Annotated in this window: 21 protein-coding genes; 7 read left to right on the top strand and 14 right to left on the bottom strand. The window is 69.1% G+C overall.

Annotated elements, in window-relative coordinates; all coding sequences use genetic code 11:
* Positions 1-4: 4 nt before the first annotated feature.
* The 7 genes from ACLIME_RS11395 to ACLIME_RS11365 all read right to left on the bottom strand — a co-directional run bounded on the left by ACLIME_RS11395 (position 5) and on the right by ACLIME_RS11365 (position 7,993).
* A complete protein-coding gene (locus tag ACLIME_RS11395; protein ID WP_411556972.1) occupies positions 5-889 on the bottom strand; it encodes a DUF2268 domain-containing protein in 885 nt (294 codons plus the stop codon).
* 254 nt (positions 890-1,143) lie between these two features.
* Positions 1,144-2,109, bottom strand: coding sequence for an N-acetylglucosamine kinase (locus ACLIME_RS11390; RefSeq protein ID WP_411556971.1), 966 nt, complete (start codon positions 2,107-2,109; stop codon positions 1,144-1,146).
* A 2-nt stretch (positions 2,110-2,111) separates the two neighbouring features.
* On the bottom strand, positions 2,112-3,281 hold the full coding sequence (locus tag ACLIME_RS11385; protein ID WP_411556970.1) for an SIS domain-containing protein: 1,170 nt from the start codon (positions 3,279-3,281) through the stop codon (positions 2,112-2,114).
* Positions 3,282-3,397: 116 nt separating this feature from the next.
* Complete coding sequence (locus ACLIME_RS11380; protein ID WP_079003358.1) at positions 3,398-4,294, bottom strand: carbohydrate ABC transporter permease; 897 nt, start codon at positions 4,292-4,294, stop codon at positions 3,398-3,400.
* Entirely contained in the window at positions 4,294-5,259 is a 966-nt protein-coding gene (locus ACLIME_RS11375; protein WP_124767461.1) for a carbohydrate ABC transporter permease, read from the bottom strand. The genes ACLIME_RS11380 and ACLIME_RS11375 overlap by 1 nt, the downstream gene beginning before the upstream one ends.
* Complete coding sequence (locus ACLIME_RS11370; protein ID WP_079706575.1) at positions 5,259-6,614, bottom strand: ABC transporter substrate-binding protein; 1,356 nt, start codon at positions 6,612-6,614, stop codon at positions 5,259-5,261. Before ACLIME_RS11370 ends, ACLIME_RS11375 begins: the two co-directional genes overlap by 1 nt.
* Before the next feature lie 62 nt (positions 6,615-6,676).
* Positions 6,677-7,993 carry an alpha-glucosidase/alpha-galactosidase gene (locus ACLIME_RS11365; RefSeq protein ID WP_411556969.1) on the bottom strand — a complete coding sequence of 439 codons (1,317 nt, stop codon included), beginning with the start codon at positions 7,991-7,993 and terminating at the stop codon, positions 6,677-6,679.
* Between the two features lie 109 nt (positions 7,994-8,102).
* Between ACLIME_RS11365 and ACLIME_RS11360 the strand changes: the two genes are divergently transcribed.
* From ACLIME_RS11360 to ACLIME_RS11345, 4 genes are all read left to right on the top strand, one after another.
* Positions 8,103-8,918 carry a DeoR/GlpR family DNA-binding transcription regulator gene (locus tag ACLIME_RS11360; RefSeq protein ID WP_411556968.1) on the top strand — a complete coding sequence of 272 codons (816 nt, stop codon included), beginning with the start codon at positions 8,103-8,105 and terminating at the stop codon, positions 8,916-8,918.
* A 214-nt stretch (positions 8,919-9,132) separates the two neighbouring features.
* Complete coding sequence (locus tag ACLIME_RS11355; protein WP_137244023.1) at positions 9,133-9,480, top strand: GntR family transcriptional regulator; 348 nt, start codon at positions 9,133-9,135, stop codon at positions 9,478-9,480.
* 77 nt (positions 9,481-9,557) lie between these two features.
* A complete protein-coding gene (locus ACLIME_RS11350; RefSeq protein WP_411556967.1) occupies positions 9,558-10,553 on the top strand; it encodes a hypothetical protein in 996 nt (331 codons plus the stop codon).
* Between the two features lie 58 nt (positions 10,554-10,611).
* Positions 10,612-11,661, top strand: a complete 1,050-nt coding sequence (locus tag ACLIME_RS11345; protein WP_411556966.1) for an aldo/keto reductase — start codon at positions 10,612-10,614, stop codon at positions 11,659-11,661.
* 36 nt (positions 11,662-11,697) lie between these two features.
* On the opposite strand, the gene ACLIME_RS11340 is transcribed toward ACLIME_RS11345, so the two are convergent.
* The 3 genes from ACLIME_RS11340 to ACLIME_RS11330 all read right to left on the bottom strand — a co-directional run bounded on the left by ACLIME_RS11340 (position 11,698) and on the right by ACLIME_RS11330 (position 13,912).
* Complete coding sequence (locus tag ACLIME_RS11340) at positions 11,698-12,447, bottom strand: hypothetical protein (RefSeq protein ID WP_411556965.1); 750 nt, start codon at positions 12,445-12,447, stop codon at positions 11,698-11,700.
* A gap of 89 nt (positions 12,448-12,536) precedes the next feature.
* Complete coding sequence (locus ACLIME_RS11335) at positions 12,537-13,094, bottom strand: hypothetical protein (protein WP_411556964.1); 558 nt, start codon at positions 13,092-13,094, stop codon at positions 12,537-12,539.
* A 227-nt stretch (positions 13,095-13,321) separates the two neighbouring features.
* Positions 13,322-13,912, bottom strand: a complete 591-nt coding sequence (locus tag ACLIME_RS11330; protein ID WP_079706583.1) for a TetR/AcrR family transcriptional regulator — start codon at positions 13,910-13,912, stop codon at positions 13,322-13,324.
* Positions 13,913-13,995: 83 nt separating this feature from the next.
* Here ACLIME_RS11330 and ACLIME_RS11325 point away from each other — a divergent pair, with 83 nt between their 5' ends.
* Together ACLIME_RS11325 and ACLIME_RS11320 are read left to right on the top strand one after the other, a co-directional pair.
* The gene (locus ACLIME_RS11325) at positions 13,996-14,712 is read left to right on the top strand and encodes a TetR/AcrR family transcriptional regulator (protein WP_411556963.1); all 717 of its coding nucleotides are present in this window, start codon (positions 13,996-13,998) and stop codon (positions 14,710-14,712) included.
* Between the two features lie 32 nt (positions 14,713-14,744).
* Positions 14,745-16,412 (top strand): MDR family MFS transporter, encoded by a 1,668-nt coding sequence (locus ACLIME_RS11320; protein ID WP_411558793.1) that lies wholly within the window; start codon positions 14,745-14,747, stop codon positions 16,410-16,412.
* 69 nt (positions 16,413-16,481) lie between these two features.
* Here the strand turns inward: ACLIME_RS11320 and ACLIME_RS11315 are convergent, their stop codons facing one another.
* Genes ACLIME_RS11315 through ACLIME_RS11300 form a run of 4 tightly spaced genes read right to left on the bottom strand, consistent with a single transcriptional unit; the run spans position 16,482 to position 19,010 of the window.
* Positions 16,482-17,045 (bottom strand): SRPBCC family protein, encoded by a 564-nt coding sequence (locus ACLIME_RS11315; protein ID WP_124767451.1) that lies wholly within the window; start codon positions 17,043-17,045, stop codon positions 16,482-16,484.
* Positions 17,042-17,494, bottom strand: a complete 453-nt coding sequence (locus tag ACLIME_RS11310; protein WP_411556962.1) for a hypothetical protein — start codon at positions 17,492-17,494, stop codon at positions 17,042-17,044. The genes ACLIME_RS11315 and ACLIME_RS11310 overlap by 4 nt, the downstream gene beginning before the upstream one ends.
* Complete coding sequence (locus tag ACLIME_RS11305) at positions 17,491-18,726, bottom strand: serine/threonine-protein kinase (RefSeq protein ID WP_411556961.1); 1,236 nt, start codon at positions 18,724-18,726, stop codon at positions 17,491-17,493. Before ACLIME_RS11305 ends, ACLIME_RS11310 begins: the two co-directional genes overlap by 4 nt.
* Before the next feature lie 23 nt (positions 18,727-18,749).
* Positions 18,750-19,010 carry a DUF6458 family protein gene (locus tag ACLIME_RS11300; RefSeq protein WP_064295666.1) on the bottom strand — a complete coding sequence of 87 codons (261 nt, stop codon included), beginning with the start codon at positions 19,008-19,010 and terminating at the stop codon, positions 18,750-18,752.
* Positions 19,011-19,124: 114 nt separating this feature from the next.
* On the opposite strand from ACLIME_RS11300, the gene ACLIME_RS11295 reads away from it, so the two are divergent.
* Positions 19,125-19,790, top strand: a complete 666-nt coding sequence (locus ACLIME_RS11295) for a metalloregulator ArsR/SmtB family transcription factor (RefSeq protein WP_342450882.1) — start codon at positions 19,125-19,127, stop codon at positions 19,788-19,790.
* Positions 19,791-19,809 lie beyond the last annotated feature (19 nt).

The following is a 19,809-nucleotide window of genomic DNA, read 5'->3' as shown; positions in this document are numbered from 1 at the left end:
CGCCTCAGCCCAGCTCGCGGAGTGCCACCTCGATGATCGTCGCGCTCGGAACGTGCAGCGCCTCGGCGGCGGTCGTCCCCGTCGCCGACAGGTAGGCGTCGACGAGACGGTTGCCCGCTGCATACCCGGCACCCATCGGCAGACCGACCGGCTCGCCCCCGTATCGCAGCGCGGCTTCGTCACCGTGCACCCACGAGACGAAGTGCTGCATCCCGCCGACGTCCAGACCCTCGACGACCCGGTCGAACACCGCGTCGTCGTCGAGATGCGCGACACCGATCGGCGTGTAGCCGGACGGTCCGTGCAGCTGCCGGGCGAACGCGTCCGCGAGCCCTTCCGACACCACCTGCTCACCGACCACGACGGTCGCCGGATCCCACACCACCCCACCCGGCGCGTATCGCAGGTTGTGATTGAGCTCGTGGACGGCGGCCGCCTCGAGGCGCGCGAGGTTCTCCTCCGTCGGCCAGAGGATGAGCGAGATGAACCCGGTCGCGCTGCCGTTGCCGATGAACCCGCGGATCGACTCCATGAAGTAGGTGTCGTCGGGGTCGCCGAGGATGAGCAGGACGGTGATGTCGGGCACGACAAGCGCCGGTACCGCGTCGAGCTGGGTGGCGACCGCCGCGTGGAGCGCCCGTGAGATCCGTCCCCACGCGTCCGCCGCGACGAGTCGGTCGAGGGCGTCGACGACCCGATCCCGGCTCCGATCGATCGGGAACCCCGAGCCCATCGAGTGCATGGCGAGCAGGTCGACCTCGCCCGGGAAGTACCGGTACATGTCGGCGACGGGCTCGAGCATGGCGCGGAGTCGCGCGGGTCGTTCGGCTTCCGGCGCGTCGAGGACGGCACGCATGCCGCTGGCGGTGTCGAGGATCGTGATCGTCATGGTGATGACGCTAAAGCCTCACGCGGCGTGAGGGTCAAGTGCCCTACTCCGGGAAGCTGCCGGCGCGGTGCGCTGACGCGAGGGTGGTGTACCCGGCGTGACCGCTGCGCAACCGGCCTGCCCGCTGCGCAACCGGCGTGACCGCGCCCCGCGCGCGTGAGCGCGACCCTCCGGAGACACGCGCTCACGCGTCAGGCCCGCGGTCGCGTCAGCGCACCGCGCCGGCCCAAGGCGACGGCGGGCGGAGGAGCGGGCTACCGGGAGCGCAGCACCTCGAGCGCCTGGGGCGAGAGCGGTGACCCGGCGCGCTTCGCGGCGTGCAGCGCGGCGCCGATCGCCGGACCCAAGAGCGGGGTCCGGAGTTCGTACCGGGCGGGCAGCGCCGCGATGGCCTGCTCGAAACCCGACCGCACCGGCTCAGCGGAGAACACCCCGCCCGAGTACGACACCGGAACGACCTCGTCGCCGCTGAAACCGAGCTCCACGCGGGTCGCCTCGACGATCTCCGCCAGCTCCCCGCTCGCGTCGGCCAGGATCCGCCCCGCGACCTCGTCGCCCTGCTGGGCAGCAGCGACGACCGTCTTCGCGAGATCCGCGATCCGGCCACGCTGACCCTTCCAGCGGTTCATGACGACGTCGATCACATCGAGGTCGCTCGTGATCCCGACCCTCGCCCGCACGAGGTCGACGAGAGGACCGCGCGGCAGGCGACCATCGCTCATCCGCGTGAAGGCGTTCAAGCCTCGGGCGGCGATCCAGTACGCCGACCCTTCGTCGCCGAACAGTTCGCTCCACCCGCCGACCCGGTGCCCGCGGCCACGGCGCTCGCCGTACGTCATGGAGCCCGTTCCGCTGATGACGTTGATGCCGTCGGCGGCGCCGAGCGATCCGGCCCACCCACACACCATGTCGTTGTCGCAGGAGAACCGGTCATGACCGAGCACGTCGCGCGGTAGCGCATCGAGGTGGGCGATGTCGGAACTCACCTCGCCGTACCCGGGCAGACCGAAGAAGGCCTGATCGATGTCGGCGGTCGTGACACCCGCCTGCCGGCACACCTCCGAGACGCCCTCGGTGAGGATGCGACCGACCAGCTCGATCCCCTCGTCGAAGTAGTAGCAGCTCGCCGTCCTCGCTTCCGCGAGCACCCGTCCGGCGTCGTCGAGCAACACGAAGGCCGTCTTCGACCCGCCACCGTCGACGCCGAGGTACCGCGCCACGACTACTGCTCCTGCAGCTGAGCGGCGACACTCCGAGCGTCGACGCCGTCGAACTCGTGGATCCGGACGCCCTGCACGACGCGGTTCACTGTGCCGCTGGGGAACGGGTTGTCCGGGGTCGCACCGAGCTGGAGCGAGTACGACAGGCCGAGCAGCTGCGCGACGAGCACGTAGCCGATCGCGAGCTGCGCGTCGTCGAGGCCGGCGAGCTCGGGCAGCACCCAGTCGTACGCCGTGGCGTCGGCGACCGGCTCCGAGGAGATCGCGATCACGCGCTCCGGCGACAGCGTCGCGCGCAGTTCGGTGACGATGTCGAGGTCGTACCGCCGCGTGTACCGGTCGGACGACAGGTAGACGACGACGAGCGTGCTTTCGTCGACGACCGCCTTCGGTCCGTGACGGAATCCGAGCGCCGAGTCGTAGTAGGTGACGATCCGTCCGGCGGTCAGTTCGAGCAGCTTGAGCGCCGACTCGCGGGCCAGACCGGTGAGCGGGCCGCTGCCGATGTAGACGACGCGTTCGCACCCCTCGTTGGCCAGTGCGCGGATGTCCACCTCGCGCTGGTCGAGGATCGTCGTGGCTCCGGCCGCGAGCGCCTGCACCGCGGCGTCGTCAGTGCCGCCGAGGATGAGGAGGACCGAGAGCAGCATCGAGCTGAAGCTCGACGTCATCGCGAAGCCCTCGTCGTTCGACCGCAGCGGCATGAGGACGGTGAGCGACGAGGCGCGGTCATGGTGGCGTCGGTACAGCTCGCCGGTCTCGTCGCACGTGATCACCAGGTGGTGCACCTCGGCGAGCGACTGGTCGGCGAGTTCCGTCGCGGCCACGCTCTCCGGGCTGTTGCCGGAGCGGGCGAATGACACGAGGAGCAGCGGGACGTCCTCGGCGAACGACTCCCGCGGGTTGGAGACGATGTCGGTGGTCGCGACGGCGTCGATCCGGCGACGGAGCGTCCGGGTCAGGGCCGGTGCCGCGATCTCGCCGATGAAGGCCGAGGTCCCCGCCCCGGTCAGGACGACACGCAGCTCGGGTCGTGCCAGGAGCGGTGCGAGGAACGCGGCGATCTCCTCGCGGCGGGCGGCGATCCCCGTCGACGCCTCGAGCCAGACGTCGGGCTGCTGGGTGATCTCGCGGACGGTGGCTTCCGAACCGACGATGGTGGTGATGGACACGGGTTGCTCCTGGGGTGGGTCGAGGTGATGAGGGGGAGTTGCGAGGTATCGATGTTGGTCGAGCGTGTGACGCGCGCGCGGCGATGGACGTGATCCTGCCACGCCGGGATCGGTGCCTACCCCTTGAGGCCTGAGAAGGTCATGGTCGCCACGAACTGCTTCTGGGCGAAGAGGAAGAACACGATCAGCGGGAGCGTGGCGACGACGTTGCCGGCCATGAGGAGCGCCCAGTCGGTGCGGCGCGCGCCCTGGAAGTTCGTGATGCCGAGCTGCAGGGTGAAGGCCTGGTCGTTGTTGATCGCGATGAGCGGCCAGACGAGGTCGTTCCACGAGCCCAGCAGGGTGAAGATCGCGAGTGTCGCCAGCGCGGGCTTCGCGAGCGGCAGGATCACCCGGAAGAACACCTGCAGGCGGGTGCAGCCGTCGATGAGTGCGGCCTCCTCGAGCTCCGCCGGGAGTGACAGGAAGAACTGCCGCATGAGGAAGATGCCGAACGCGGACGCCAGCCACGGCACGATCGCCGCCCCGAGGCTGTCGATGAGCCCGATCCGAGAGAACAGGATGTAGGTCGGGATCATGAGCAGCTGCGTCGGGATCATGATCGTCGCGACGATCATGAGGAAGCCCATCGTCTTCCCGCGGAACTTCAACCGCGCGAACCCGTAGCCGGCGAGCGAGCAGAGCACGAGATGGGACAGGACCGCGACCGTCGACACGATGACCGTGTTGCCGAGCCAGAGCAGGATGTTCGACTCGGAGAAGAGCTTCGCGAACCCGTCGAAGGTGATGTGCGAGGGGAGGATGCGGGGCGGATAGGTGTTGATCTCCGACTCCGGCGTCACCGAGGTGATGAACATCTGCACGAACGGGATCGCGAAGATGATCGCGATCGGGGCGAGCACGAGGTGCCAGGGGCTGAACCGCCGACGCGTGCGTCGTTCGGCGGGTGGAGCGGTCACGGACGGCTTGCCGGTGGCGGCGTCGCCGCGTGGTGGGGTGGTCAGGACGGTCATCAGAATGCCTCCACGTTGGAACGGCGGGAGTACAGGACGACACCGATCGTGGCGATGAGTGTCACCACGAACAGCCCGTAGGCGACCGCGGAGCCGTACCCGAACTGCAACTGCTTGAACGCCGCGTCCCAGAGGTAGAACACGATCGTCTGGGTGGCGCCGAGCGGGCCGCCTCTGGTGGTCGTGTACACGAGGTCGAACAGCTGGATCGCCTGGATGAACTGCCAGATGGCGACGAACACGGTGACCGGCCCGAGCTGCGGGAAGGTGATGCGCCAGAACGACTGCCAGGCGTTCGCGCCGTCGATCCGTGCCGCCTCGAGCAGTTCGGCGGGGATGTCCTGCAGGGCCGCCAGGTAGATGACGGTCGTGAAGGCTGCCTGCCCCCAGAGCGACATGATCGTGATGACGACCATCGCCTGCCCCTGGTCTTCGAGCCAGCCCTGCGCCGGGAGTCCGAGGAACCGGAACACGGTGTTGAGGAGCCCGAACTGCGGGTTGAAGAGGTAGGTCGTGAGGATGCCGGTCGCGGCTGCGGAGGCGACGAAGGGGACGAAGATCGCCGTGCGGTAGACGCCGATGAAGCGGATCCGGCGGTTGAGCGCGACGGCGAGGAAGAGTCCGAGTCCGAGTGACGCCGGGACGAACAGCAGTGTGTAGACGACCGTGTGGACGACGGCCGCCTGCAGCTCGTCGTTGCCGATCATGCTGGCGTAGTTCTCCAGCCCGACCTGCTCCGGCTCGCTGAACCCGTCCCACTTCTGGAGCGACAGGAAGAACGCCCAGATCGCGGGGAAGATCGACAGGCCCAGCACGATGAGCATCGCCGGGGCGACGAAGCCCCAGCCGGTGAGACTGTCGCGGAACCGTCGTCCGGAACGGCGGGGCCGGGCCGGAGCGCGCTCGGCACGCTCCGGCTTCGGCTCCGTCGATGGACGTGTGTCGCGTCCGGCGACCGTGGACATCAGTCCTCCGCCAGAGCGTCGTCGGCGGTCTTCGCGGCGTCCTCGAGCGCTTGCTTCGGATCGCCCTGGCCCTGCAGCACCGAGGAGATCGCCTTGCCGATGGCCTCCGAGAGGCCGACGTAGCCGGGCACCGTCGGACGGGCCTGCTTGGCGTTGACGCCGTTCTCGGCCATCACGTCGAGGCCGGGCAGCTGAGCCACCTGCGCCTGGAACTCGGGGGTGTCGATCTCGCTCGAGCGCAGCGGGAGGTTGCCGTAGGCGACGTTCCACTTGAGGTCCTGCTCCGAGTCCGTGAGCCACTTCGTGAACTCGTACGCCCAGTACTCGCGGTTCTTATCTTTGTGGTCGAACAGCGCCCAGACGTCGGGGCCGGAGACGGTCTGGTGGTCGCCGTCGGTGCCGGGGAGGACGGTGACGCCGTACTTCGTGCCCTTCGTCTGCAGCGTCGACAGCTGCCACGGACCGGAGGTGATCATGCCGATGCGGTCGCTGGCGAAGAGGTCGCCGAACTTCGTGTCGGTCTGGTCGAGGTAGACGCTCTTGTCCTCGACCGCCATGTCGCGGAGGAAGGTCAGTGCGTCGACGCCCGCATCCGAGGCGAACTCGGCCGTCTTGGCGTCGTCGGAGATGATCGATCCACCGTTCTGCCAGAGGTGCGGCCAGAACTGCCAGGTCGTCTCCTCGCTGCCCGACACCGAGTAGGCGTAGCCGTAGGTGTTCGTCGCCGGGTCGGTGAGCTGCTTCGACGCCTCGCGGAAGTCGTCCCAGGTCCAGTCGGCCGTGGGGTAGTCGACGCCGGCCGCATCGAACACGGTCGTGTTGTAGAGGAGGGAGATGTTGTCGACCACGGCGGGGAAGCCGATCGTCTTCTCACCGGTCGGCTGCACCGTCTTGCGGGCCGCCTCGGAGAACTCGTCCCACTTCACGTCTGGCTCGGCCACCTGGTCGGTGATGTCGAGGGTACGGCCGGACGCCTCGAGTCGGCTTGCCCAGGATCCGAAGGCGTACGAGACGTCGGGATAGTTGCCGCCCGCGAAGCTCGCGGAGAGCTTCTGCAGGAGGTCCTCCGTGGATGGCGCGCCAGAGGACACGTCGATGGTCACGTTGGGGTGCAGCTTCTCGAAGTCGTCGACGAGACCGGTGAGGATCTGTTGGGCGGCGTCGGCCTGCCCGGTCCAGAAGGTGAGTTTCACCTTCGCGTCCTTGTCGAGCGTCGTGGCACCGGAGGATCCGCCGGCGCACCCGGAGAGCGCGAGCGCTCCGACGGCGAGGACGGCGGTCGCGGTGATGAGGCGACGTGCGCGGCGGGCGTGCGGGGAGGTGGAAGCGTGGATCGTGGAACGGGGTGGGAACATCGGTGGTCGTCTCCTGTGTCGATCGTTCGGGAAGGATTCGGTTCGGCGGTGCTTCGGGTCGGTCAGATGCGGTCGGCGGGGATGATCTCCCGCAGCGGCTCCGGCAGCAGCTCGCCGTGCGCGGCGACGAGGTCGTTGCACAGCTCCCAGATCTGCTCGGGCGTGAGGGTGGACGAGGCGTTCGGGTCCATGAGGACCGCCTGCCGGATGAGCGTCGGGTTGCCGGTGCGGGCCGCCTCGATCGTGAGCTCCGCGACGGAGACGTACGGACGGTTGAGCGCGGCACACTGCACAGGCAGGGCGCCCATGGGCTGCGGGGCGATGCCGTTCCGGTCGACCTGGACGGGGACCTCGACGACGGCGCCCTGCGGCAGGTTGTCGATGAGGCCGCGGTTGACGACGTTCCCGTGGATGAGTCGCGGGGTGTCGGTCACGAGCGAGTGGATGAGCTGCGGCGCGTACTCGCTCGCCTCGTCCTCGAGCGTCAGGGGGGTCCCGGCCGCGAGGGCGGCCTTCGTCGCCTCGAACTCCGCGACGTTCTCCTCGCTGATGCCGAGGTACTCGAGTGGCTGGAGGCGGAAACGCTCGACCTGCTCGGGGGAGCGGAGGAACCACGACAGGTACTCGGAGGAGTGCTCACTCGTCTCGGTCGGGTAGTAGCCGATGCGGCGGAACATCTCGACGCGAACGCGGCGGCTGAGCTCCGGGTCCTCGCGGATGCGGTCGCGCAGGGCCGGGTAGAGGTCGCGGCCCTCGTGGCTCCACTCGAGCAACCACGACTGGTGGTTGACGCCGGCTGCGCGGTAGCTCGTGCCCTCGATCGGCACACCGACGAGCTCGCAGAGGTCGTTCACCGTCCAGAACACGCTGTGGCAGAGGCCGATCGCGCTGATGTCGGGGGCGACGACCGACGCCCACCAGATGTTCATCGCCATCGGGTTGGTGTAGTTCAGGAGGTGGGCGTCGGGGCAGATCTCCCGCATGTCGGCGGTCAGCGCCGAGAGCAACGGGAAGGTGCGCAGAGCGCGGAAGACGCCGCCGACGCCAGTGGTGTCGCCGATGGTCTGCAGGAGACCGCGGGCCGCTGGGATCTCGAGGTCGGAGACGGTCGCGCGGATGCCGCCGACCTGGACCATGTTGATCACGAAGTCCGCGCCGGCGAGGGCGCGACGACGGTCGGACTCCGCCGAGATCGTCGCCCGGCCGTCGAGGCGCTCGTCGACGTGGCGGGCGGTGCCCTCGGCCACCGAGAGGCGTTCGGGGTCGATGTCGTGCAGGACGATCTCGAGGCCGGCGAGGTCGCGGTAGCGGAGGAGGTCGGCGATGAGTTGGCGGGTGAAGACGACGCTGCCCGCCCCGATGAAAGTCACTCGTGTCATGGAGTGATCATCGACTACAGTGATCGAACCGAGCAAGAACTTGATCGGAAATCGATTGAAATGATCACTTTCGCTGAGCAGAGCCGTCGGCGACGGGGAAGGGTTCGCCGTGGGAGGACCGACCGCAGCCGAGCTCTCGCGACACGCTCCGTCCGGGAAACGCAGTCAGCGGATGCGCGCCATCCTCGCGCTCCTCGCGGCGGAGGACGCCGTCGTCTCGATCGACGACCTCACGGCCCGGCTCGACGTCTCGGCCCCGACGATCCGTCGTGACCTCGCCGACCTCGACGACCTGGGCCTCGTCCTCCGGACGCACGGTGGCGCTCGGGCGGTGGAGTCGCGCGACGAAGTGCCCGTGCGGTTCCGCGACACGCAGTTCCGTGAGGCCAAGCGTCGGATCGCCTTACGCGCGGCGGAGATGATCCCCGCGGGACCGTACGCGATCGCCCTGAGCGGTGGCACCACCACGGCGGCGGTCGCCAAGGAGTTGAGTAACCGGGCGGAACTGACGATCGTGACGAACTCGCTCACCACGGCGACTGAGATCGCCTCCCGGCCGAACCTGCAGGTGATCATGACGGGAGGCCTGGTGCGCTCCTCGTCCTTCGAGGCGGTGGGGGCGCTCGCCGAGAACACCTTCAGTGCGATCAACGTGGGTACCGCGATCCTCGGGACCGACGGCATCAGTGCGCAGGGCGGTGCGACGACGCACGACGAGCGGGAAGCGCGGACGAACCTGGCGATGGTGCGGCACGCGCAGCGGGTGATCGTGGTCGCCGACGGCTCGAAGGTCGGGCGGGTCACGCTCGCGCGCATGGCCGAGTTGGGGCAGATCCACGACCTCGTGACCGACTCCTCCGCCGACCCCGACGAGCTCGAGCGCCTCGCGGCCGCGGACATCGCCGTGCACGTCGTCGAGCTCTGACCGGTCCTCCTTCCTCTGCTGCGGCTTGGGCCAGCGCGGTGCGCTGACGTGAGCGCGAGCCTCCGACGTGAGCGCTGGTCTCTGGAGGGGCGCGCTCGCGGTTGTGGGGTGCGCCCGCGCCGAGTGGCGCACACTCGCGTCAGCGCACCGCGCCGGACCTCAACCCCACAGATGTCGTGGGCACGGGCGGCATTGTTCTAGTACCATTGCAAACATGTTGTTCCGCGTCGATCCCACCTCCGCGGTCTCGCTCGCCGAGCAGATCGCGGTGCAGGTGCGCTCCGGCATCGCGACGGGCGCGCTGGCGCCGGGGGAGCGCCTCCCGCCTGCCCGCGACCTCGCCCGCGCACTGCAGATCAACATGCACACGGTCCTCCGCGCCTACGGAGAGCTCCGCGACGACGGACTCATCGGGATGCGACAGGGCCGCGGTGCGTGGGTGAACGAGGATGCAGCACCGGGCCTCGTCCGGGTCAACGAACTCGTCGCCCAGCTCGTCACCGAGGCGCGCAAGTTCGGGATCTCGCCGACGGACCTCAGCCGGATGATCGAACGCACCTGACGGGCTCCGGCGCCCACCTCGCGACCACGTCGGTCGACGCCGACGATCAGACCACCTCAGCAGCTCAGGGGGAGCACATGCACGACACCACCACCACGCCGCCACCGGCAGCACCTGCGCGCGGACGGATCCTGCTCGCCGGCCTCGCCATGGCCGTCCCGGCGATCGCGATCGCACTCACCCGGCTCGTCTGGGGCGATGCGATCCCCGTCGACGTCGCCTCGCACTGGTCGGGCACCGCGGCACCGGACGACTCCCTGCCCGCCGCGGGCGTCTTCCTCGTGACGCTGATCATCGCGTCCGTCGCCGCGATCGCAGCCATCATCCTGCTCGCCCTGCCGAAGCCGGACATGCGCACCAAGCGCATGATCATCCTCTTCATCGGCATCGCCGCCGGGTCGGCCGCGTCCGTGTGGATCATCCCCACCTGGCTCACGGTGCAGGCGGGATCGGTCGACGGTGCCGTCCTCGGTTGGTGGATCGTCCCGCTCGCCGCGTGTTCGCTCTGGGGCGTGATCCCCGCCGTGATCCTGCCGGCTCAGCCGCTGCTCGCCGGTGCAGCTGCACGACCGGCGCCGATGGACCTCGGCGAGACCGAGGTCGGTGCCTGGAGCCGGAGCGTCACGGCCCTGCTGTTCCTCTGGCTCACCCTCGCCCTCGTCGCGATCGGCGCCGTCGCCTACACGCCGATCCTGCTGGGCGGCGAGTCGGGCGTCGCGATGTTCGGTCTGTCGCTCCTCGCCCTCGCGACCCTCCTCTGCGCCTCGTTCATCCGGCTCCGCGTGAGCGTCGACTGGCGCGGCCTCCGCGTCGTATCGCTCTTCGGCATCCCGATGAAGCGCATCCCCCTCGACCAGGTCGACGTCGTCGAGGCCACCGACATCCGCCCGATGGACTGGGGCGGCTGGGGCTACCGGATCATGCCCGGCCGCTCGGCCGTCGTGCTGCGCTCCGGCCCCGGACTCGTCGTCACGAGCACCTCGGGCAAGCAGTTCGCGATCACGGTCGACGACCCCGAGGAACCCGCCGCGCTCTTGCAGGCACTCGCCGCCCGCGCCGGCTCGCGCGTCTGACGTTGCACCGCGTGACGAACCGGACGTCCAACCTGTCCTGACGCCGTACGGTGAATCCATGAGCGAAGCACCCCTGGCCACGGAGCCGACCACGACCGCGCTGCCCTCGACCACGATCGGGGTCGGCGACACCGCCGCGCAGGTCGGCGCCATCGGGTACGGCGCGATGTCCATCGCCGGCACCTATGGGGCGATCGCCGACGCCGATGTGACCACGATCCTCGACGCCACCCAGGCGAGTGGGGTGAACCTCATCGACACCGCGAACGTCTACGGCGACGGTCGGAGCGAGGAACTCCTCGGCCGGTACCTGACCGGGCGCCGCGACGACGTCTTCTTGGCGTCCAAGGTGGGCATCGTCACCGGCGGCGGCATCGGCAAACGAGGGATCCGTGGCGACCGCGCCCACCTCCACGAGCAGATCGACGGGACGCTCACCCGCCTCGGCACCGACCACCTCGACCTCTACTACCAGCACCGCGTCGACCCCGACATCCCGATCGAGGAGACGGTGGGGGCGCTCGCGGAACTGGTCACCGCGGGCAAGGTCCTCCGCATCGGTCTGTCCGAGGCGACGGGCGACGAACTCCGCCGCGCGCACGGCGTGCACCCGATCGCCGCGATCCAGTCCGAGTGGAGCATCGTGAGCCGCGACATCGAGAGCTACGTCGTCCCGACGGCGGCGGAGCTCGGCGTGACGGTCGTCGCGTTCTCGCCGCTGTCGCGCGGACTGTTCACCGAGGACTTCACGGCCGAGACGGTGCCGCTCGGGGGGACGCGAGCGAACTTCCCGCGCTTCCAGCCCGAGCACCTCGCGGCGAACCTCGAACTGGCGGCCCGCTTCCGCACCCTCGCTCACCGCATCGGGACGACCGCGGAGGCGCTCGCGCTCGCCTGGGTGCACGACCGAGGACAACAGCTCGGCGCACGGGTCGTCTCGATCCCCGGCACCCGGAGCGTCGCGCACCTGCACGCGAACCTCGAGGCGTTCCAGGTTGAGCTGACGGATGAGATCCGAGCCGAGATCGACACCTACGCCGACCAGGTGAGCGGTCCGCGGGCCGCCGACCCGAACTGGGTGTCGGGCGGTCGCGAGGGGCTCATCTGATCGGGACCGACCTCGAGCACGGTTTCGGTCGCGGGTTCAGCAGCCGATGGCTGGTATGCCGGGGCGGCAGGGTTTGTCGACGCCCACGGTCGAGTTGCGGACGATCTGGACCGTGTGGGGTTCTTCGGTCGGGATCGAGAGGGTTCCGACGACGGGAAGCCAGCCGCTGTCGCCGATGCGGTACTCGGCGGCGTACTCGACCTCGACGGTGATGGCCTTGGTCCCGACCGTCGTGTAGCGGTGGCTGGTCGGGGTCTTGGAGAACTCCCCGAGTCCGAGCGACGCCCACGTGGATCCGCCGGTTCGGGTGGTGGTCGTGTCGCCGTCGCTGTAGTCGAAGGTGAATCCGACGGGGATGAAGTTCACCTCCGCGACCTGGCCCAAGGGGGTGCCGGTGCGGGTGTGGCCGGAAGCACCGGCGATGACGTTGGTGTGAAGCCCGCGGACGCCCCAGGCGGTGGGTTCGGTGGTGACGGTGGGTGCGGCGGGGGCGAAGCTTGTGACGTCGCGGATCGTGACGGGGGCCGCCGGTGCTGCTTCGAGGTCGGTGCCGAGGTCGCCGGGGGTGAAGGTGTAACACTCGTCCGGCCGCATGAGGCTGCAGACGGTCCGTTCACCGTTGGGCCCGTCGGTCACGCCGGGAGGAAGCTCGGCCGAGCCGCCGCCACCACCGCCTCCGCCCGTTCCGCCACCGGACCCACCGCCGGTGCCCGATCCGGGTTGCTCGATCGTGCCCCCGATGTCGACCGAGCCGTTGCCGATACAAGCGCCATTCATGTAGTCCACCTCAGTGCAGCTGTTTGCAGACGCCGACGTGACCGGAGCAGTGAGTGATACAACGGCGATCAGTGCGAGTACCGTAGCGAGCCTTCTGGTCATGAGCAGATCTCGCTTTCCGGGACAGGCTTCTTCGTGGAAATCAGCACGTCCCCGTCCGCTGCGGTGAGCTGAAGCTCTGTTGAGCGGAGTTGATCTCGCTCTGGATTGACGACTGAGGTTCCGCCGGAGTCCAGAACATCGACGCCGGTGTAGTCGATGCACGCTTGAGCAACCGCGATCACACCGACAGCGTCGGGCCGAGGCCACCACTGAGCGAGCTCGACGCGCCGAAGGGTGGCTTCGCCTGTGGTTCTCCAGCCCTTCGCGGCCATGTCTACGAATCCTGCGGTCTCTGCTTCCTTCAGATCGGGCGCGAGAAGGTGGTCGAGCCGTTCTGGGTTTTGTCCGCCTTCGGCGCCAATTGTGTTCACGACGGTGACAAAGGAACCGACCGTCTCCGTCACCGCAGCCAGGGCCTGTTCCTCGTTCTCGAAGACCGGCGGAGTGCTGCTCGGAGGGGGAGCCGGTTCGACTTCCGTGCATGCGGTGAGCGCGAGGAGTCCCACCGCTAGTGCGACTGTGGAGAAGGTTCGAGATGAGGAGATCGTTGACATCCTTCGACGCTACGGGCGGTCGAAGAGGTCGCCCGGGTTATCCACAGTGCAGATATGCCTACACCGACATATGTCGCGCATGAGGCCGTTGTGCCAGCGCGGTGCGCTGGCGTGAGCGCACCCCAGGGTAGGTGAGCGCGGGTCTCCGGAGGGGCGCGCTCACGTGAGGGACCCGCGCTCGCGTCAGCGCCCCGCGCTGGCGTCAGGCCCAGGCCCAGGCGCCGAGGTCAGGCGCGGCCGAGCCACCAGGCGGGGGAGGCCGCGATGACGGTGCGGGCCGCCGCGTCGATGTCGTCGAGGTCGCCAGACCGGAGCCACTCCTCGATCGCCGCGACGGTGCCGGCGCCGGCGTAGGCCACGAGCATCCGCACGTGTCGCTCGGGCGTGATGCCGTCCTCGCGAGGTGGGGCGATGTGCGGGTGCCGGTCGAGGTGGTGCGCGAGCGCCTGCTCGATCCGCTCGGTGAGCGCGTCACGCAGGGGTCCGATGAGCCGGGGGTGCATGGCGTTGCGGTAGATCGTCGCGTGCTCGGCGACGTGACGCAGGAGGTCGCGCTCGGACTCGTCGAAGACGCTCAGCGTCGAGTCGCTGTGCGCCGGCAGATCGGCGTGCGCCTGGAGTGTCTCGTCCAGTTCCTCACCGAGCACGTCGGCGAGCAGGTGGACGGGCGTCGCGGCGTGACGGTAGAAGGTGTCGCGGGTGATCCCCGCCACCCGGGACACCTCCGCAACGGTCACCTGATCGATGCGCTTCGCCGCCGCGAGGGTGTGGATCGCGTCGCGAAGGGCACTGCGGGTTCGTGCCTGACGAGGGTCCATGCGTTCACTCTAGTGAGGCCCGACTGGGTGGCTCGTGCCGTAAGTTGCACCCCGGCTCGGAGAGTGCAATACTGCACTTCGTGATGCAGAGTGCAACTTCGACGAATCGACTGTCCGACCGGATGGCCGCCACCGCCGCGCGCCTGACGACCGTGTCACGTCGGCTCACGGCCGCACAGGGGCTCAACGGCTTCACGATCGAGGAACTCTGCGAGGAGGTCGGTGTCTCGCGTCGCACCTTCTTCAACTACTTCCCGAGCAAGGAGGACGCCGTCCTCGGCATCGACGAGACCGAGGAGACCGAGCGGTTCGCCACCGAGTTCCTCGCCCTCGGCTCGCGGGGGTGGCGCGCCGTGCTCGACGACTTCATGCTCATCGCGGCCGGCCACGCGGAGCGGTCCGGGTTCGGTCTCGCCGAGCACGTCGACTTCCACGCCGCCCTCGAGCGCGAACCGAAGTTGCTGGTCCGGTTCATGGGCCTCAACCGTGAGCGCGAGCAACTGCTCGTCGAGCTCATCGCCGTGCGGGAAGGCGTCCCGGCAGACGACCCGCGTGCCCGCGCCTGCGCCGACCTCTTCGGGATGGCGATCAAGACGACGATGGCGCGCGTCTTCGGCAGCGGCGTCGCCGACATCGGCCAGGGCGGGGAGTTCGACATCGTCGGCTCCATCCGCGACTGCCTCGCGACGTATCGCACCATCCTCGAGCCCGACGACCCCGAATCCGCCGACGCCGGACCCACCGCCGCCGCGCCTCAGCATCCCCACACGAACCCCACTCCCCGAAAGGACCTCCAGTGACCGCCGCCACCGCCGCACCCACCGAGGGCCCGATGCTGCTCACCAAGCGCCGCATCTGGATCATCTTCGCCGCCCTCATCGCGGGCATGCTGCTCTCCAGCCTCGACCAGACGATCGTCTCCACCGCCATGCCGACGATCGTCGGACAGCTGGGCGGCGTCGACCACCAGGTCTGGCTCACCACCGCCTACCTCCTGGCGACCACGATCGTCATGCCGGTCTACGGCAAGTTCGGTGACGTCCTCGGTCGTCGTCGCCTCTTCCTCGTCGCGATCGCCCTGTTCACGATCGCCTCCGTCGGCTGTGCGTTCGCGGGTGACTTCACGCAGCTCATCGTCTGGCGAGCCGTCCAGGGCCTCGGTGGCGGTGGCCTCATGATCCTGTCGCAGGCGATCATCGCCGACATCGTGCCCGCCTCCGAGCGCGGCAAGTACCTCGGCCCGCTCGGCGCCGTCTTCGGTCTCTCCGCCGTCGGTGGCCCGCTCCTCGGTGGCTTCTTCGTCGACCACCTCACCTGGCAGTGGGCGTTCTACATCAACATCCCGGTCGGCATCGCCGCCTTCGCGATCGCGTTCTTCACGCTGAAGCTGCCGAACAAGAAGGCGACCGCGCCGATCGACCTCCTCGGCGTGATCTTCCTCTCGGCGTTCACCACCTGCCTCATCTTCTTCACCGACTTCGGTGGCGACGCTGCGCACGGTTGGGGTGCCATCGAGACCTGGATGTTCGGCATCGGCATGCTGCTCGCCGCGCTGCTCTTCGTCATCACCGAGGCGCGCGCCAAGGACCCGATCATCCCGCTGTCGCTCTTCAAGAACCGGACGTTCATCAACGCGACCGCGATCGGCCTCACCCTCGGGCTCGGCATGTTCTCGGCGATCGGCTTCGTGCCGACGTTCCTCCAGATGTCGTCCGGCACCTCGGCAGCCGCATCGGGTCTCCTCATGATCCCGATGATGGTCGGCCTCATCGGTACCTCGATCGTCTCGGGGAACCTGATCACCAGGACCGGTCGCTACCGGATGTTCCCGGTCATCGGCACGCTCGTCACCGCCGCCTCGATGGTCGCGTTCACGACGCTCACGGCGGACACCCCGATCTGGCTGATCTGCGTCTTCCTGTTCTTCTTCGGCGCCGGTCTCGGCCTGATCATGCAGGTCGTCGTGCTCGTCGCCCAGAACTCGGTGGACGCGTCGATGGTCGGAACCGCGACCAGCACGAACAACTACTTCCGCGAGGTCGGTGCGTCGCTCGGTGTCGCCGTGTTCGGCACGATCTTCACCACGCGCCTCACGGCCAACCTGAAGGACGTGTTCGCGAGTTCGGGTGCCAGCGCGGGGGACGCTTCCAATGCGGCGGCGACGATCGACCCGCAGACGCTCAGCCAGCTTCCGCCGGGCATTCGCGACGGTGTCGTGACCGCCTATGCCGACGCTCTCGCCCCGGTGTTCTGGTACCTGCTGCCGTTCATCGGCGCGGCCTTCCTGCTGTCGTTGTTCCTCAAGCAGATCCCGCTGTCCGACGTCGCCGGGCTCGTCGCCCGCGGCGAGGCGGTCGGTGGGGACGAGGCGGAGTCGCTCGAGGCCGCAGCGCGCGGCAAGGTTCTCACCTCCGTGAACAGCAGCACTGAGACGGGTCAGGCGAACAACGCCGACAGTGCGGCATCGTCGACCGCGACACCCGAGGAGCGCGAGCGGTAACGGGCAAGACGGCATGACGCCGGCCGCGAGACAGAGGTCTCGCGGCCGGCGTCGTGCTGTCGGGCGGACTCAGCCCTTCGGCGAGACGACCTTGATGCGGGAGTGACCCGAGGGGCCGCCGGTCGACTCGATGTAGGTCTTGAACGCCTCGAGCGCCCCACGGACGACCCGTCCGGCGAGCCCGAGCGCCGCAGCGGTCCGCTCCACCGCGGACACCGGCTTCCAGTGCACAGTGACGTCCACGCGGGTCTGCTGCTTGTCGATCGCGTCGAAGGTGGCGTCGCCACTGAACCAGACGTCGCCCTCGATGGTGCGCCAGACCAGACGCTCCTCGGGGAGCTGCTCCAGGATCTCGACGAGGAACTGCCGCGAGAGCTTGCTGATCGCGACGGTCCAGCGACTGTAGACCTCGCCGGTCAGCTTCACCTCGCGTACGGCCGGCAAGAACTCCGGGTACGACTCGAAGTCGACCCACTGCTTGTAGACGGCGGCGATGGGGAGGTCGACGATGATGCTGTGCTGGACGGTCGAGACCCCGTCCTCCGCCGTACGGGTTCGCTTCGCCGTCTCTTCGTCCCCGGGCTCGAACGATCCGTCGTCGGGGGCGGAGTCGGTGCTTCCTCGTCGCTTCATTTGTCCTTCTTGTCCTTGTTCTTGCCGTTGTTGCCGTTGTTCCCGTTGTTCCCGGAATCGTCCCCGTCTCCGTCGTCTTCGACCGGTGCAGCGGGTTCGGCCGGCGCGACCGAACTGGGTTCCGGGGTCGGCGTCGGGGTCTCGACCGCGGGGGAGAGGTCGGCGCGGACGAGCGCGATCGCCGCACGGATGTCCGCGGCTCGGGTCGCCGAAACGGTCCCAGCCGCCTCAGCAGCGGCCATCTGCGCCTCGAGCGCGTCGAGAGCCGCGAGCGCGCCCGCAGTGTCGCCGTCGGCGGCTGCGTTCGCGACCACGAGTACACGACTCTGCAGGTCGCGGCCGGTGTTCGCGTCGAGGTCTGCAGCCGGTCCGGCGCAGCCACTCAGGAGGGCGACGACGACCAACGGTGCTGCGAACAGCCGGAGCCCTCGGTTCCAGGAGTTCCTCATGGCGTCACCTTCCGCAGGAGTTCGTCCAGATGCGTCGACAACGGTTCGGGCAGGGTGGGCAGCGTCGGGGCAGGCGGCTGTGCCTGGGACACGATGAACCAGACGACAGCGACCGCGATCACCAGCAGCACGGCTGCGAGGATCAGCCAGCGTCGAAGGCGCCGCGGCTGGTGCGCTGCGACCTGTCGCCGTGCACCACCGTCGAGACGTCGCTCCGAGCGGCGAGTGCCGTCGAGCACCGCGGTCGGGCCGGTCTCGGCGCGCGCGCCTGTCATCGGCGCGAACGGCGTCGTCGAGACGAGCGGCTCGGTCGCGGCCGTCGGTGCCGGGTCGGCGGTCGTCGTCATCGCAGGTGCCGAGGTCGCCACGGTCGCATCCGCCGGGTCGAGCACGGGGTCCATCGCGCGGACGGTCGTCGCGACGTCGAGGGCGGTGGGGCGCTGCGCCGGATCGGCGGCGGTCATCGAGGTGAGCAGTGACTTCCACTGGTAGCCGAGCTCGCCGGGGATCGTCGGCGACGCGTTCAGGCGCGCCATGAGCGACTCGTGCGTGGTGGTCTGCGGGTAGGCGCGGCGACCGGTCAGGGCTTCGAGGAGGACGAGTCCGAGGGCGTACACGTCGGCCGGAGGGGCCGGATCCGCACCACGGACGAGCTCAGGACTGAGGTAGGCGACCGTGCCCATCAGTGAGCCCGGCGCGGTCATGCGGGTGCTGTCGATGAGGTAGGCGATGCCGAAGTCGGCGAGCTTCGCGCGGTACTCCTGGTGGGGCAGGATCGTCGGTCGCAGCAGCACGTTGGACGGCTTGATGTCTCGATGGACGACCCGCGCCGCGTGCACCGTGTGGAGCGCCTCCGCGAGGTCGACGGCCATCGCGGCGACCTCGGACGACGGAAGCGGCGACCGAGCGATGCGTTGGGACAGCGTCGGGCCGTCGACGTGCTCCATGACGAGGTAGGAGCCGTCACCGGCCACGACCCTGGCGTCGAACAGGGTGACGAGGGCCGGGTGGTTCAACGACGCGAGCAGACGCGTCTCCGAGGCGGTCCTGGCACCGTCGGTCGCATCGGTCGTTCCCGGGCGGAACAGCTTGACCGCCACCTTGCGCCCGAGCACCTCGTCGGTCGCCAGATGGACGGTCGCCATCCCGCCGGCACCGATCGGTCGCTCGAGTCGATACCGACCGTCCAGCAGTTCGCCGCTCTGGGACGGCGCGGTAGCGGGTTCGGTCATGGGTGGTGTGGCCGGTCCGGTCGTCAGAGGACGGGGCCGTCGTTGTCGGTCGTGCTGCGGCGGGTGACGCGTTCGCCGCTACCGGGGTCCACTGCGGAGCGCGTGGTCGAGGAGACCTGTCGGCGGCGGAGCACGAGGACGAGCGAGATGAGGAACACCACGGCGCCGGCGGCCATGAGGATGTACCCGATGAGCGTGAGGTCCACAGCGGGGACGTCGACGTTCACGGCGAAGGCGAGGATGGCGCCGATGACGATCAGGGCGATTCCGGTTCCGAGACCCATGAGTAGCTCCTCTTCTCGACGACCGTGAGTTCGAGCGGATCGCTCAAGGGGTGTTCACGGACGACTCAGCCTATTATTGAGTCAATCACGGTTGAGTCAACGGGGGTTGTGTCGGTGGAGTCGCTGGCGGTAAGGGCGTCCAAGTTCGCCGCGCTCGCGGAACCGGCGCGGCTGCGCATCGTGGACCTTCTGGCGCTCGGTGACCTCTCACCGACCGAGATCCAGCTCGCCCTCGGGATGGGGTCGAACCTCGTCTCCCATCACCTGAGCGTCCTCCAGCGAGCGGGGATCCTCTCGCGGTCGCGATCCGAGTCCGATGGACGCCGCAACTACGTGCGGCTCGTCCCGGGGGCGTTCGACCGCCTCGCGCCCGAACCGATCAGCGCCCCGGCGCGGGTCGTCTTCGTCTGCACGGCGAACTCGGCGCGGTCGCAGATGGCGGAGGCGCTCTGGCAGGACCGCAGCGATGTCCCCGTCGCATCCGCGGGCAGCCGGCCGGCGAGCGAGGTCAACCCGGGCGCCGTCCGGGCGGCGGCACGCCATGGCGTCCGGATCCGCCCGAGCGTTCCACGCGCGACGGCGGAGGTCCTCCGGCACGGCGACTTCGTCATCACCGTGTGCAACCGGGCGCACGAGGAGCTCGGCGGGCTGGATGACCTGCACTGGTCGATCCCCGACCCTGCCGCGCCTGCGACCGACGAGGCGTTCGACGAAGCGTTCCGGGACATCCGCCTGCGCGTGGACGAGTTCGTCAGTCGGCTGGCACCGGTCGCCGGATAGGACCGGGACGCCCGGTGGG

Origin of the sequence: Plantibacter sp. MPB07 (assembly GCF_046619465.1) — a bacterium.
In the GTDB taxonomy this organism is placed as follows: Bacteria; Actinomycetota; Actinomycetes; order Actinomycetales; family Microbacteriaceae; genus Plantibacter; species Plantibacter auratus.
Note: the sequence above shows the minus strand (reverse complement) of the source record. Positions and strands in the feature narration are given on the sequence as shown.

What these genes read in the sequence shown, in the direction of transcription:
- ACLIME_RS11395 (WP_411556972.1), bottom strand. Translation starts at nt 889, where the DNA reads ATGACGATCACGATCCTCGACACCGCCAGCGGCATGCGTGCCGTCCTC.
- ACLIME_RS11380 (WP_079003358.1), bottom strand. Translation starts at nt 4,294, where the DNA reads ATGACCGTCCTGACCACCCCACCACGCGGCGACGCCGCCACCGGCAAG.
- ACLIME_RS11365 (WP_411556969.1), bottom strand. Translation starts at nt 7,993, where the DNA reads ATGACACGAGTGACTTTCATCGGGGCGGGCAGCGTCGTCTTCACCCGC.
- ACLIME_RS11325 (WP_411556963.1), top strand. Translation starts at nt 13,996, where the DNA reads ATGCAGAGTGCAACTTCGACGAATCGACTGTCCGACCGGATGGCCGCC.
- ACLIME_RS11305 (WP_411556961.1), bottom strand. Translation starts at nt 18,726, where the DNA reads ATGACCGAACCCGCTACCGCGCCGTCCCAGAGCGGCGAACTGCTGGAC.
- ACLIME_RS11355 (WP_137244023.1), top strand. Translation starts at nt 9,133, where the DNA reads ATGTTGTTCCGCGTCGATCCCACCTCCGCGGTCTCGCTCGCCGAGCAG.
- ACLIME_RS11330 (WP_079706583.1), bottom strand. Translation starts at nt 13,912, where the DNA reads ATGGACCCTCGTCAGGCACGAACCCGCAGTGCCCTTCGCGACGCGATC.
- ACLIME_RS11345 (WP_411556966.1), top strand. Translation starts at nt 10,612, where the DNA reads ATGAGCGAAGCACCCCTGGCCACGGAGCCGACCACGACCGCGCTGCCC.
- ACLIME_RS11300 (WP_064295666.1), bottom strand. Translation starts at nt 19,010, where the DNA reads ATGGGTCTCGGAACCGGAATCGCCCTGATCGTCATCGGCGCCATCCTC.
- ACLIME_RS11350 (WP_411556967.1), top strand. Translation starts at nt 9,558, where the DNA reads ATGCACGACACCACCACCACGCCGCCACCGGCAGCACCTGCGCGCGGA.
- ACLIME_RS11370 (WP_079706575.1), bottom strand. Translation starts at nt 6,614, where the DNA reads ATGTTCCCACCCCGTTCCACGATCCACGCTTCCACCTCCCCGCACGCC.
- ACLIME_RS11335 (WP_411556964.1), bottom strand. Translation starts at nt 13,094, where the DNA reads ATGTCAACGATCTCCTCATCTCGAACCTTCTCCACAGTCGCACTAGCG.
- ACLIME_RS11315 (WP_124767451.1), bottom strand. Translation starts at nt 17,045, where the DNA reads ATGAAGCGACGAGGAAGCACCGACTCCGCCCCCGACGACGGATCGTTC.
- ACLIME_RS11320 (WP_411558793.1), top strand. Translation starts at nt 14,745, where the DNA reads ATGCTGCTCACCAAGCGCCGCATCTGGATCATCTTCGCCGCCCTCATC.
- ACLIME_RS11375 (WP_124767461.1), bottom strand. Translation starts at nt 5,259, where the DNA reads ATGTCCACGGTCGCCGGACGCGACACACGTCCATCGACGGAGCCGAAG.
- ACLIME_RS11310 (WP_411556962.1), bottom strand. Translation starts at nt 17,494, where the DNA reads ATGAGGAACTCCTGGAACCGAGGGCTCCGGCTGTTCGCAGCACCGTTG.